We start from the raw sequence: 14,072 nt of genomic DNA on the forward strand, positions 1-14,072 counted from the left end.
TCATGCCGGGCCGCCCATGCGCGGCCCGCGCTGCTTTCTCCGGCCGTCTTGCGGCTTATAGCAACGGGCAAGCCGTGACGTGCGTGCCGCGCTCGACGCATGCCCGCTCATATTCGCGCAGGTAGGCGCGCTCGCCGTCTGTCAACAGCGTTAGATCGATCAGATCCCAGTCGTAGCCGACGGTCACGAGATTTTCGAAAGTCACCTTGTCCGGTTCCGTCTCGCTCGGATGAATGACGACGATGTTCTCGATCCGCACGCCCCCCTTGCCCGGCAAGTAAATACCCGGCTCGATCGAAATCACCGCATTCGGCACCAGCCCATATGACGACGCGGGACTGAACCGCACCCCGCTCTCGTGCACGTGGATGCCAACCCCATGCCCGGTGCCGTGTGCATAATCGTAGCCATGCTTGCGGCATACCTCGCGCACCGCGACGTCCACATCGGCACCTGACGCATCCTTCGGAAAATGCGTGACAAGCCCCTTGATGCAGGCCTTCAGCGCAACCGTATAAATTTCGCGCTGCCACGGCTGCGCTTGCGTATCCGGCCGGCTCCGGCGCAGCACGACGCGCGTGCAGTCGGTCGCAAAACCGCCGTCGTAATACGCACCGCTATCGAGCAGCACGAGTTCGCCCTCGGTCAATTCGACATCGGCACTCGCGGCCGCGTAGTGCGCTGACGCGCTGTTCGCGCCGTTTGCGGCAATGCTCGTAAAGCTCAGCGATACCGCGCCGCGCGCGCCGTAAGCATCGTTGATCATGCGCGCGAGATCGTATTCCGAATGCGTCCGCCCCGGCTCTCCCGTCTTTGCCCAGCGCATCACCTCCGCAATTGCCGCACTGCTGCGCGCGAACGCATCGCGAAACTGAGCGAGCACTTCAGGCGTCTTGCTTGCCCGTGCCGCCTCGATCGGGTTGTAGTCCACATGACGAGCGCCGGGCCAAATCCTGCGCATCACATCCGGTAGCGCGCAGTTGGCTGCGTCGAAGCCGTAGCACAGGAACTCGACGTCGAATTGCGCGAGAAAGCGCTCGAGCTCGGCGATATCGCGACGAATCACAGTCAGCATCGGATAAGATCCGATCTCCACCGGGCAACGATCGACGCCTTCCGGCAAAAACAACACTGCGGCAGCGTCGACGACAAACACGAAGCCGAGATGCGACGACGTGTACGGCAGATGATAGCCGCGGCTGTTCAGCAGATAGCTCGCATCGTCAGCCATACAGCTCAGGAATGCCGTCTTCGCCGACGGTTCCCCGACATGCTCGCGGATTCGCTTATTCAGCATCGCGATGTTTTCTGCGATGCTCATGCCAGTCGTCGATTGCGGCACTTCGAAGATCGGACGCTCGACGCGCCATCCCGGCAACGAAATCGCCTGATCGATTTCGCGATTCGCGAGACTTGTCCATTGCACACCGAGCGCTTGCGTATCCAGCAGCAAGCGCTGCCGCTGCGCGACGCTCATACGCAACGAATCGTAGCCTGCCCGCTCGAGTTCGGCCTTATGCAGAACGAACCAATCTGTGATCGCTTGCCATATCGACCCGTTTAGACTCACCTTCTCCACTTGCACAAACGCAGGATCGCACTGCTTTTCCGCTTGCAGGTGATAGCGTCCATCGACGAACAGCACGAACTGCGGCACGCCGAGCCGCCGAGCGGCGGCCTCGCTCAGAAACAGACCGGAGCCGGCCGATCCGTCGAACCCGGACAATGCATAACGCTGATTGTTGAGACTGGGCAAATACTCAGTGAGATATTCGTCCTGCGAAGTGATTACGAGGACATCGAGCTGCAGCGTATCCATTAGCCGCGACAGATCTGCATGGACCTGAGCGACCGGCGCATTGTAAAGAGGTAAGTCGGAGAAATTATATTTGAGCTGGTCGATCATCAGATGCCCCATCGATATCGGTAGACGTGACGGCTTCTGCGCTCAGCGCCGCTGAACAAAACCTACCTTTCGATTAAATTTACGTCAAGCTTAAATTTTTGTGTCACTTAAGTTTGGATATGTCTGGGCGACTGACGTTGATTGCATGCGCCGAGCGTGGCCGCCCTCTCCTTCGTCAATGGAATAGCTGCTGGCGCGATATCGCACCAGCGACCATCCTGCCTTGCTGGCCCGCTGGCCAAATAAATGCTCCGTCGCGCACTGCCCGCGGCGAAACGACGAGCAACAGTACGGACGCCTGCTGCTTTCGAGGAGATCCGCGATATGCCTCCGGCTGCTGCGCATTCGCGGTCACCGAGATGGGCTAAGCGGTTAGGACGCTGAACCATCGATGAGGAATGGGAGGATCCTGTACCCGCGAGCGCACCGTGCGAGTCAGAAGCGAATAGGTTCTGTTTCGGAGCAGAAGACGGGGCCTTGAAGCAGCGCTTGACGAAAGAGCCAGCCATCGGGTTTCTGGAGGGAGCCGAGGCAGATATGCCGGTGAAGGGGCCATGCAGGAAACCCGGCTTCAGTGGCGCGTCGTCTGTACCTGGCACGCGAAGCGCGGCGGCATGGTGATCTCGGAAGCGCTGGGGCGATGAGGGGGGGTTTGTGGAGCTTGAAGAGTTTGAGGGCGTAAAAGCAAAAACCCCCGCTGGGTAGGCGGGGGTTTTTTAAGGGGGAGCCTGACGATTACCTACTTTCACACGGGGATCCGCACTATCATCGGCGTGGAGTCGTTTCACGGTCCTGTTCGGGATGGGAAGGGGTGGGACCGACTCGCTATGGTCATCAGGCAAAGCGGGTTGTTGCGTTGCTTCGCAGCGCAACCAATCTTGGAAGAAGCAGTAATCTTGGGTTGTGCGTATCGCACACGAGAATCAACAAGTTCTGTAAGACAGACTTGTTATAGGATCAAGCCTTACGGGCAATTAGTATCGGTTAGCTGAACGCATTACTGCGCGTACACACCCGACCTATCAACGTCCTGGTCTCGAACGACCCTTCAAGGGGATCAAGTCCCCGGGGATATCTCATCTTAAGGCGAGTTTCCCGCTTAGATGCTTTCAGCGGTTATCTCTTCCGAACATAGCTACCCGGCGATGCCACTGGCGTGACAACCGGTACACCAGAGGTTCGTCCACTCCGGTCCTCTCGTACTAGGAGCAGCCCCCTTCAAATATCCAACGCCCACGGCAGATAGGGACCAAACTGTCTCACGACGTTTTAAACCCAGCTCACGTACCTCTTTAAATGGCGAACAGCCATACCCTTGGGACCGGCTACAGCCCCAGGATGAGATGAGCCGACATCGAGGTGCCAAACACCGCCGTCGATATGAACTCTTGGGCGGTATCAGCCTGTTATCCCCAGAGTACCTTTTATCCGTTGAGCGATGGCCCTTCCATACAGAACCACCGGATCACTATGACCTGCTTTCGCACCTGCTCGACTTGTCGGTCTCGCAGTTAAGCACGCTTATGCCATTGCACTATCAGCACGATTTCCGACCGTACCTAGCGTACCTTCGTACTCCTCCGTTACGCTTTGGGAGGAGACCGCCCCAGTCAAACTGCCTACCATGCACTGTCCCCGACCCGGATCACGGGCCAAGGTTAGAACCTCAAACAAACCAGGGTGGTATTTCAAGGACGGCTCCACCGAAACTAGCGTTCCGGTTTCATAGCCTCCCACCTATCCTACACAGATCGGTTCAAAGTCCAATGCAAAGCTACAGTAAAGGTTCATGGGGTCTTTCCGTCTAGCCGCGGGTAGATTGCATCATCACAAACACTTCAACTTCGCTGAGTCTCGGGAGGAGACAGTGTGGCCATCGTTACGCCATTCGTGCAGGTCGGAACTTACCCGACAAGGAATTTCGCTACCTTAGGACCGTTATAGTTACGGCCGCCGTTTACCGGGACTTCAATCAAGAGCTTGCACCCCATCATTTAATCTTCCGGCACCGGGCAGGCGTCACACCCTATACGTCCACTTTCGTGTTTGCAGAGTGCTGTGTTTTTATTAAACAGTCGCAGCCACCAGTTTATTGCAACCCCTTCACCCTTCTGGCGCAGGCCAGTCAAGCTACCAGGGCGTACCTTATCCCGAAGTTACGGTACCAATTTGCCGAGTTCCTTCTCCCGAGTTCTCTCAAGCGCCTTAGAATACTCATCTCGCCCACCTGTGTCGGTTTGCGGTACGGTCATCGTTAGACTGAAGCTTAGAGGCTTTTCTTGGAACCACTTCCAATTGCTTCGCGACCGAAGTCGCTCGCGCCACACCCTTGAATCCTGCGCCCGGATTTGCCTAAGCGCCTTCTCCAATGCAGCGACCGGGACGTCCAACACCCGGACAACCTTCCGCGATCCGTCCCCCCATCGCATCTAACGACGGTGCAGGAATATTGACCTGCTTCCCATCAGCTACGCATTTCTGCCTCGCCTTAGGGGCCGACTCACCCTACGCCGATGAACGTTGCGTAGGAAACCTTGGGCTTACGGCGAGGGGGCCTTTCACCCCCTTTATCGCTACTCATGTCAGCATTCGCACTTCCGATACCTCCAGCACCCTTTACAAGGCACCTTCGCAGGCTTACGGAACGCTCTCCTACCATGCGAGCAAGCTCGCATCCGCAGCTTCGGTATATGGCTTAGCCCCGTTACATCTTCCGCGCAGGACGACTCGATCAGTGAGCTATTACGCTTTCTTTAAAGGGTGGCTGCTTCTAAGCCAACCTCCTGACTGTTTTAGCCTTCCCACTTCGTTTCCCACTTAGCCATATTTGGGGACCTTAGCTGGCGGTCTGGGTTGTTTCCCTCTTGACACCGGACGTTAGCACCCGATGTCTGTCTCCCGTGATTGCACTCTTCGGTATTCGGAGTTTGCTATGGCGGGGTAATCTGCAATAGACCCCCCAACCATGACAGTGCTCTACCCCCGAAGGTGAGACACGAGGCACTACCTAAATAGTTTTCGGAGAGAACCAGCTATTTCCAGGTTTGTTTAGCCTTTCACCCCTATCCACAGCTCATCCCCTAACTTTTCAACGTTAGTGGGTTCGGACCTCCAGTACGTGTTACCGCACCTTCATCCTGGCCATGGATAGATCACCTGGTTTCGGGTCTACGCCCAGCAACTGAACGCCCTATTCGGACTCGCTTTCGCTACGCCTGCCCTATTCGGTTAAGCTTGCTACTGAACGTAAGTCGCTGACCCATTATACAAAAGGTACGCCGTCACCCCTTACGAGGCTCCGACTGTTTGTATGCATGCGGTTTCAGGATCTATTTCACTCCCCTCCCGGGGTTCTTTTCGCCTTTCCCTCACGGTACTGGTTCACTATCGGTCGATCACGAGTATTTAGCCTTGGAGGATGGTCCCCCCATCTTCAGACAGGATTTCACGTGTCCCGCCCTACTTGTCGTACACCTAGTTCTTTCATACTGTTTTCGCCTACAGGGCTATCACCTGCTATGGCCGCACTTTCCAGAGCGTTCGGCTAACAATACAAATAAAGAGTACAGGCTCTTCCCATTTCGCTCGCCACTACTTTGGGAATCTCGGTTGATTTCTTTTCCTGCGGTTACTTAGATGTTTCAGTTCACCGCGTTCGCCTCACATGACCTATGGATTCAGTCATGGATACTCCATCAGGAGTGGGTTTCCCCATTCGGACATCCCCGGATCAAAGCTTGTTTGCCAGCTCCCCGGGGCTTTTCGCAGGCTACCGCGTCCTTCATCGCCTGTGATCGCCAAGGCATCCACCACATGCACTTGTTCGCTTGACCCTATAACGAGTCTGTCTCGTTACAGGTTGAGTTCTCGCGTTGTGCCGTATTCCAAATTGAGCCGAACAATGAAGTTCGAATCATCTTGAGATACATCGATACAATCACAACCCGGATAGTTTCCACGTCCATCTCATAAGACGCTTCCGCTATCCAAATTACTTACTTCTTCCTGATTGTTAAAGAACGACAGCCGATACAGTTGCCTGCATCACTCTGACTGGCTCAATCGCCAATGCGAAGCATTCGCTGATCGGTTCAGCAAACCCTTGGCATTGAGGATTGGTGGAGGCAGACGGGATCGAACCGACGACCCCCTGCTTGCAAAGCAGGTGCTCTCCCAGCTGAGCTATGCCCCCATACAGAGACCTCTCAGGCTTCCTTGTCCAGACAACTTGGTGGGTCTGGTTGGATTCGAACCAACGACCCCCGCCTTATCAAGACGGTGCTCTAACCGACTGAGCTACAGACCCCTGAGTCTGTCTTAATCAACAGCCGATAAGCGTGAGCGCTTCACTTCGCGGTAAGCTCGAGAAAGGAGGTGATCCAGCCGCACCTTCCGATACGGCTACCTTGTTACGACTTCACCCCAGTCATGAATCCTACCGTGGTGACCGTCCTCCTTGCGGTTAGACTAGCCACTTCTGGTAAAACCCACTCCCATGGTGTGACGGGCGGTGTGTACAAGACCCGGGAACGTATTCACCGCGGCATGCTGATCCGCGATTACTAGCGATTCCAGCTTCATGCACTCGAGTTGCAGAGTGCAATCCGGACTACGATCGGTTTTCTGGGATTGGCTCCCCCTCGCGGGTTGGCGACCCTCTGTTCCGACCATTGTATGACGTGTGAAGCCCTACCCATAAGGGCCATGAGGACTTGACGTCATCCCCACCTTCCTCCGGTTTGTCACCGGCAGTCTCCCTAGAGTGCTCTTGCGTAGCAACTAAGGACAAGGGTTGCGCTCGTTGCGGGACTTAACCCAACATCTCACGACACGAGCTGACGACAGCCATGCAGCACCTGTGCGCCGGTTCTCTTTCGAGCACGCCCAACTCTCATCGGGCTTCCGACCATGTCAAGGGTAGGTAAGGTTTTTCGCGTTGCATCGAATTAATCCACATCATCCACCGCTTGTGCGGGTCCCCGTCAATTCCTTTGAGTTTTAATCTTGCGACCGTACTCCCCAGGCGGTCAACTTCACGCGTTAGCTACGTTACTAAGGAAATGAATCCCCAACAACTAGTTGACATCGTTTAGGGCGTGGACTACCAGGGTATCTAATCCTGTTTGCTCCCCACGCTTTCGTGCATGAGCGTCAGTATTGGCCCAGGGGGCTGCCTTCGCCATCGGTATTCCTCCACATCTCTACGCATTTCACTGCTACACGTGGAATTCTACCCCCCTCTGCCATACTCTAGCCTGCCAGTCACCAATGCAGTTCCCAGGTTGAGCCCGGGGATTTCACATCGGTCTTAGCAAACCGCCTGCGCACGCTTTACGCCCAGTAATTCCGATTAACGCTCGCACCCTACGTATTACCGCGGCTGCTGGCACGTAGTTAGCCGGTGCTTATTCTTCCGGTACCGTCATCCCCAACGGTTATTAGCCATTAGGTTTTCTTTCCGGACAAAAGTGCTTTACAACCCGAAGGCCTTCTTCACACACGCGGCATTGCTGGATCAGGGTTGCCCCCATTGTCCAAAATTCCCCACTGCTGCCTCCCGTAGGAGTCTGGGCCGTGTCTCAGTCCCAGTGTGGCTGGTCGTCCTCTCAGACCAGCTACTGATCGTCGCCTTGGTAGGCCTTTACCCCACCAACTAGCTAATCAGCCATCGGCCACCCCTATAGCGCGAGGCCCGAAGGTCCCCCGCTTTCATCCGTAGATCGTATGCGGTATTAATCCGGCTTTCGCCGGGCTATCCCCCACTACAGGATATGTTCCGATGTATTACTCACCCGTTCGCCACTCGCCACCAGGCCGAAGCCCGTGCTGCCGTTCGACTTGCATGTGTAAGGCATGCCGCCAGCGTTCAATCTGAGCCAGGATCAAACTCTTCAGTTCAATGCCTGTTACTGTTTTCGGTTCCGTAGAACCGGTCGCTCACTCAAAGCTGACAGGTTATGAATCTCTTCATTAACCTGACTTACTTTAGTGTGAGACTCTTGATACTTTTGCTTATCCCGGTAAAACCAGGTCCGCTCCCATCAAGCGCCCACACTTATCGGCTGTTCATTGTTAAAGAGCATTTTCTGCCAAGCTTTCCTGCCCGCTCAGCAGCGCTGCGTTGTCAGCAGCAGAGAAGCGAAATTATGAACCCCTTTTCTTCGTCCGTCAACAACTTTTTATCCATCTCGTCGTCGCAAACCCGGGTCCCGCTTCCTGACTCGCTACGCCTACCGCTTCAACTCCCTCTCTAGCAGTCGGCTGCGCTTCCTTCTCTCTCCCCCGCTGTCCGTTTCCGTTTCAGCGAAAGAGGCGTGATTCTAGTCAGACCCCGCCCTTCGCGCAACCCCTTAGCGAAAAAATTTTCATGACCCCAATCGCTCCTCGGTCGCGGCAGAAATCCGATATTGATTTTTGTTTTGCCCACCAGTTTTTGCCCCTTCCCCATTCGGGCATCACTACAAATCGCATTCGGTATGGCAATACAGGCGCAGCAAGCGCCGGTTGTGGCGCGACTGCATAAAGACGCACGCTCACAAACACGCAACCCCGCATTCGAAGATCAGGCGCGACACATGACGCGCCGCTCGTAGCTCGAATAAAAGCGACGTCGGCAAGCAGCCACATCAACACTCCCGTATTCACTGGGCGGCTCATTCAGACCCAAGCCATCCTCCTTTCCATCTCGCCCGTTTGTCTGAATTTTTCCTACACCTTTCAGCTAGGCCGACACTTCGTAAGTAGTTTGTCATCATGGTGCAGGCGACACTCACCGTCTTCTCGACAATCGGACAATCGGAGGCATACACATGAGGTTTCTGGTGCTCAATTCGGACGCGGAACGGCGTGACGGCTTGAAAACCCTGCTGCGGCAAATCGACCGGCACGCCGGCTATAACGATGCAAAAGATTGGCGGCAGGCACAGCGGCTGATCAAGCAACAAAGTTTCGACTTGATCACAGTCGATTGGCGCGACATCGAGCGGCTCGGCGATCTGCATGCGCTCTGCAAGGCGTGCTCGCCAACGCCCGTCGCCGCACTGACGGACGACGCGTCGCCCGAGCAGACTCGAGCACTTTTCGCCGCCGGCGTGCTTGGCGTCATCCCGCGCTCGACGCGCCCGCACTTGATCGTGCGCGCATTAGAGATCGTGCTGCTCGGCAGCTACTACGTGCCGCCGAGCGCACTCAATCTTGCAGAGCCATCCGCACGTGCCAGCGACAGCCGCGCCGATTCGCTGGCCGGTCAGCTTCCGGCCCGGAAGCGTTCACCATGCAGTCTACTGTCGCCGCGCCAAGCGCAGATCATGCGGTTTGTTCACATGGGCAGCACCAACAAGATGATTGCGCGCACGCTCGGCATCAGCGAAGGCACGGTCAAGATTCATTTGGCCAGCATCTTCCAGCAATTGGGCGCGAACAATCGCGCGTCCGCCGTCGCCATTTACAACGGCTGGCTGCCACCGCATCTCGAAGTGTTGCTGGCCTCGAACGAAAGCTCGCCCAAGCCTGTACATGGCGCACCCGGCCCCGTACCGCTGCGCGCAGTGAAAACGCGGCACAAATACCCGCTCGCCGCCGAAAACGAATCGACCAGCGAACCCCTCATCGCGGCCGAGCTGCCCACTCCGTACAAGGCGAATGAATAGCCGGTGAACCCGGTGCGCCCCGGCGGTCGCGTGAATCCGTTCCCATCTTTTGTATTCAACGAGTAATATAAAAACATGGGGTTTCTCTATACGCCGCTTCCGTTCTGGGTTGCCGTGGGTGGCTGGATCGCCGCCGTGGGATTGCTCGTCCTCGCATCATGGAGACGCCCGTTCGGCCGCCTGCAGGATCCGACTCTGCAGCACGTATGGCTCGCGCTCATCACGTCGATCACCGTGCTTTGGGCATCCAACGCATGGCTCGACGATGGCCTCGTCATGCATCTGCTCGGCGCCACGTTGCTCGTCACGCTGTTCGATTGGGCGCTATCTCTCATCGCCATGGCCGTTGTCATCGGTATCGCGGCGTTCGCATTCGACGCGACCTGGCAAGGCGTCGGACTCACCTATTTGATCTACGGCGCGCTACCTGTCGCGGCATCGGCACTGCTGCAGCGTGCGGCACTCGCGCGGCTGCCGCACAATCTGACCGCCCTCATCGCCGGTCAGGGCATCGTGTCGCCCGCGGTCGCGTCGGGCGCGGTGTCGATCGCGGCAGCAGGCGTGCAGATCGCGCTCGCCAACGGCGCGTTCGTCGTCATACCGTCCGGCTATGTACTCAGCGCGCTGTTGCTGGCACTCGGCGAGGCATGGTTCACCGGCGTCGCGACCGCGTTGATCGCCGTCTACCGTCCCGCCTGGGTCACAACGTCCGACGTGCGCCGCTACCGCCTCGGCGGCCCCCGCCTGTAACGCGCCGCCGCGAGTTGCGCATCTGCGCGCGGCCAAAGATATCTGCCGAGCGCACTACTGCGCCGCTCAGAAATTACGCTAAGATGGAACCCTGCTCTTCATCGGGCATCTGACATGCCTGGTGTCTCGATCTCCGTTATCCTCTACCCAGATGGACAGCTTCCCCGCCCCGCAACGCCTCCTTGGCGCGCTCGGCACGTTGACGGCCTGCGTCGCCGGCCTGACGCTCGCCTTCGCCGCGCCCGCATTCGCCGATCTCCTCGACCAACGCGCGGAGCTCGTCAACAAATACATCAACGACATGCACGCCGATCCGCTCGTCGCGGATTGCGCGGCGCATGGCAACTTCATTGCCAGCACGTCGAACAGTTTCGATCATGTCGAATTCCCGCCGAGCGCATTCGAAAGCGGCAACGCAGCGATCGCCCCTTGGAACGATTCGTTCGACGAAGGCAAGCAACGCGTGAAAGTCGACAACGTCGTGACGGTCGAAGGGCTCGGCATGCGTAACGACGGCGGCGAGCCCGCGCATTTGAAATTCCGCTGCGGGTACGTCGGCACGCAAATGCTCGCGTTCAGCTGGAACGATCCGTCGCCGCCTGTGAAACCGCGCGCCGAGCGGCCGGCAGCATCGAAGAAGAAGTTTCACAAGCACGCCGGCAAAGGCAAGGGTAAAGCAAAGGCGTCGGGCAAAAGCGGCAAACGATCGTCGACGGTGAAGGCCGTGAGGAAACATTCGGCCCGCAAGGCACGATGATCGGCCGCTGCGGCCCGACCGGCCGATAAAGCCGAATGACGCGCGGCGGCCGACACGCCGGTCGCCATTCACGAAAAAAGCCGGAGCGGGCTTGCCGCGCTCCGGCTTTTTTCGTGCGTCGACGCATGGCATTTTTCCGCCGACGCGCGTCGATCGCGCCCGGGCAAGTGCTCAGGCGAACGTGCGCACGTGCTCGAGAATCGCGGTCAACATCGCCGCGCCAAGCGCCGCACTACGCGCACCGCTCCAGCCGGCGTGCTCGTCAGGCAGGTTCGCGTTGTCCTTGAACGGCATCTCGAGCGTCAACGACAGACAGCCGAACCGATTGCCGATGTACTTCGACGCGAGCTTGAGCGCCTCCTCGTTGTACTTGCTGGCCGCATAGCCATGCTCGTCCTGGAAATCGGGGCTCGCGCGCTTGAACGCGTCGATGAATGCACGCTGCTCGACGCGCTGACGTTCCGTGAAGCCCGGCAACATCTCCGAGCCGGCCACGAACACATACGGCAGCGCCTCGTCGCCATGGATGTCGAAAAAGAGATCGCAACCCGCGGCTTCGATCGCATTGCGCACGACGAGCACCTCGGGGCTGCGTTCGGCATCGGGCGCCATCCATTCGCGATTCAGGTTCGCGCCCACCGCGTTCGTGCGCAGATTGCCGCGCACGCTGCCGTCAGGATTCATGTTCGGCACGATATAGAACGTCGCGTGATCGTAAAGCTTGCGGGCCACCGGATCGCCCGACCAGTCGCCCCAGCCGACGAGCCGCTTGACCAGTCCCTCGACGAACCACTCCGCCATCGATTCGCCCGGATGCTGGCGCGCGATGATCCAGACTTTCTTTTTCGCGACGTCATCCTCTTGCGGCGTGCCGAGCACGATAAGCGACAGCGGCCGCCCGTCATGCGTGCGCCCCAGCTCGACGACGTTCGCCTGCGGCATCTGCTGAACAGCCCCCAAAAACTCCGAATGGCGCTCCTCGCTGTACGGCTCGAAGTACGCGTAATAGATGCTGTCGAATTCGGGCGTGTGGTCGATCGTCAGCGTTTGGCCGTCATACGACGTCGGCACGCGGAACCAGTTGACCCGGTCGTAGCTCGCGACCGCGCGATAGTCGCGCCAGCCGTCGGGGTATGCGCAGTCCTTCGCATTGTCGAACGTCATCACGCAGCGTTCGCCGCGCGCGCCCGTGACGCGGAAATAGAACCATTGCGCGAACTCGGAATGATTGTCGCCGCGCACGCGCAGCCGGATCGCGTCCGCCCGCTCGCACGACAGGACGTCGATCGCGCCCGCATCGAAATTGCTCGTGATCGAGAGAGTCATTGCTGCGTCTCCTGGTGACGGCGGCCGCGCACGGCCGCCCGGATTTCATACGGTTTCACGCGCCTGCTCGGCGGCGGAATACATAAGTATCGTCGTTCGACGCGGCTTCGTCGAACGCATAGCCCTCCGACGAAAAGCGCATCAGCGCATCGGACGACGCGAGCCGTCCCTCGACGACGTAGCGCGCCATCAGTCCACGCGCGCGTTTCGCGTAAAAGCTGATGATCTTGTAGCGGCCGTCCTTCCAGTCTTCGAACACCGGCGTGACGACGCGCGCGCCGAGCAGCTTCGGTTTCACCGCCTTGAAATATTCAGCCGATGCGCAATTGACCAGTACGCGCGATGCGGCGTCGCGCTTGTCAAGCTCGGCGTTCAGCGCGCGCGTGATCCGCTCGCCCCAGAATGCGTACAGATCCTTGCCGCGCGCGTTGGCAAAGCGCGTGCCCATTTCGAGCCGGTACGGCTGCAACAGATCGAGCGGCCGCAGCAGCCCGTACAGTCCGGACAGCACGCGCACGTGCCGTTGCGCGTAATCGAGATCGTCCGCCGACAGCGAGCGCGCGTCGAAACCTTCGTAGACATCGCCGTTGAACGCAAGCAGCGCCTGTTTGGCGTTCGCCGGCGTCGACGCGCGCGACCAGTCCGCGTAGCGTTGGAAATTGAGCCGCGCGAGCGGATCGGAAATATTCATCAGCGTCGAGATCTGCTGCGGCGACAACCGGCGCAGCGCGCCGATCAGTTCGGCCGCGTCATCGATGAACTGCGGCAGCGTATGGGCGGCGACGTGCGGCGGCGTTTCGTAATCGAGCGATTTCGCGGGAGACAGAACGATTATCATAGAGGCTTGCTGGCATGCCGTGCGATGCCGGGCAATCAAACGAAAACCCTCAATTGTAACGAATGCCTAGCCCCGACGCTTTATGCGACGGTCTGCGCGTGGTGCTCGATTCGAACGTGTGGATCGATATCCTCGTGTTCGACGACCCCGCCACCCGTCCGATCCGCGCGGCCCTCGAAACCGGCGCCGTCACCGCGCTCATCGACGCCCGCTGCCTCGGCGAACTCGAGCGCGTACTCGATTATCCTCAGTTCAAAGCGCGCGCGGTCGACAAGGCAGCCGCGCTCGCGACGGTCGCGCGTTTGACGCAGCATGTCGCAGGGCCACGCGCCAATGGCGGCTCGTGCGTAGCGGCAACCGCCGACACCGGAGCGAGCGTCCCGACTCCAGACGCATCGGCCGCCCAGGCGATTGTCGCCGATACGCAGCAGCAGCAGCCGGGCGCGGCGCGAACGCCCGGCGCGCCGTCCGGCAGTGCCTTGCCGAGCCGCACCGATGCGCACGTCACGCCCGCCGCCTGCGCATCGCCTGCATCCGGCGCCGGCGTGCCGGCGGCAAACCCGCTGCTGGCGCGGACCGACGCACTGCCCCCGCCGCCGGGCGACGCGCCGCCGCGGCCGCTGCCCAAGTGCAAGGATCGCGACGACCAGAAATTCCTCGAACTCGCTTACGCGGCGCGCGCCGACTGGCTCGTGTCGAAAGATCGTGCGCTGCTGAAACTCGCGCGCCGCACCGAACGCGATTTCGGTTTCCGGATCGCGCCGCCCGAGTCGTTCGCCGCGCGAGCGCTTCCGGCCGGCGCGCCGGAGCCGGCGTAAGCACCCTTTTCCGCCCGATCTCGCGCAT

At 58.9% G+C, this 14,072-nt stretch carries 7 protein-coding genes, 2 tRNA genes and 3 rRNA genes; 4 read left to right on the top strand and 8 right to left on the bottom strand.

Annotation, left to right across the window (positions count from 1 at the left end):
• Positions 1-55 precede the first annotated feature (55 nt).
• From AQ611_RS12785 to AQ611_RS12810, 6 genes are all read right to left on the bottom strand, one after another.
• On the bottom strand, positions 56-1,906 hold the full coding sequence (locus tag AQ611_RS12785) for a M24 family metallopeptidase (RefSeq protein ID WP_069234736.1): 1,851 nt from the start codon (positions 1,904-1,906) through the stop codon (positions 56-58).
• Positions 1,907-2,632: 726 nt separating this feature from the next.
• Positions 2,633-2,745: ribosomal RNA gene (gene rrf / locus AQ611_RS12790) — 5S ribosomal RNA — on the bottom strand.
• Positions 2,746-2,859: 114 nt separating this feature from the next.
• Positions 2,860-5,739 (bottom strand): 23S ribosomal RNA (locus AQ611_RS12795).
• 283 nt (positions 5,740-6,022) lie between these two features.
• Positions 6,023-6,098: transfer RNA gene (locus tag AQ611_RS12800), tRNA-Ala, on the bottom strand.
• A 37-nt stretch (positions 6,099-6,135) separates the two neighbouring features.
• Positions 6,136-6,212 (bottom strand) — tRNA-Ile (locus AQ611_RS12805).
• A 61-nt stretch (positions 6,213-6,273) separates the two neighbouring features.
• Positions 6,274-7,804 (bottom strand): 16S ribosomal RNA (locus AQ611_RS12810).
• The 16S, 23S and 5S rRNA genes sit together here with 2 tRNA genes alongside, the layout of an rRNA operon.
• Before the next feature lie 911 nt (positions 7,805-8,715).
• On the opposite strand from AQ611_RS12810, the gene AQ611_RS12815 reads away from it, so the two are divergent.
• From AQ611_RS12815 to AQ611_RS12825, 3 genes are all read left to right on the top strand, one after another.
• A complete protein-coding gene (locus tag AQ611_RS12815; protein ID WP_069234737.1) occupies positions 8,716-9,555 on the top strand; it encodes a response regulator transcription factor in 840 nt (279 codons plus the stop codon).
• A 75-nt stretch (positions 9,556-9,630) separates the two neighbouring features.
• A complete protein-coding gene (locus tag AQ611_RS12820) occupies positions 9,631-10,305 on the top strand; it encodes an energy-coupling factor ABC transporter permease (protein WP_069234738.1) in 675 nt (224 codons plus the stop codon).
• A 151-nt stretch (positions 10,306-10,456) separates the two neighbouring features.
• Positions 10,457-11,062 (top strand): BspC domain-containing protein, encoded by a 606-nt coding sequence (locus tag AQ611_RS12825; protein ID WP_069234739.1) that lies wholly within the window; start codon positions 10,457-10,459, stop codon positions 11,060-11,062.
• A gap of 171 nt (positions 11,063-11,233) precedes the next feature.
• Here AQ611_RS12825 and AQ611_RS12830 read toward each other — a convergent pair whose 3' ends face one another.
• Entirely contained in the window at positions 11,234-12,388 is a 1,155-nt protein-coding gene (locus AQ611_RS12830) for a M14 family metallopeptidase (protein ID WP_069234740.1), read from the bottom strand.
• Between the two features lie 55 nt (positions 12,389-12,443).
• Entirely contained in the window at positions 12,444-13,226 is a 783-nt protein-coding gene (gene yaaA / locus AQ611_RS12835) for a peroxide stress protein YaaA (RefSeq protein ID WP_069234741.1), read from the bottom strand.
• Between the two features lie 98 nt (positions 13,227-13,324).
• Between yaaA and AQ611_RS12840 the strand changes: the two genes are divergently transcribed.
• Entirely contained in the window at positions 13,325-14,044 is a 720-nt protein-coding gene (locus tag AQ611_RS12840; protein ID WP_231935972.1) for a PIN domain-containing protein, read from the top strand.
• Positions 14,045-14,072: the final 28 nt, after the last annotated feature.

Source organism: Burkholderia singularis (genome assembly GCF_001718875.1).
Lineage (GTDB): Bacteria > Pseudomonadota > Gammaproteobacteria > Burkholderiales > Burkholderiaceae > Burkholderia > Burkholderia singularis.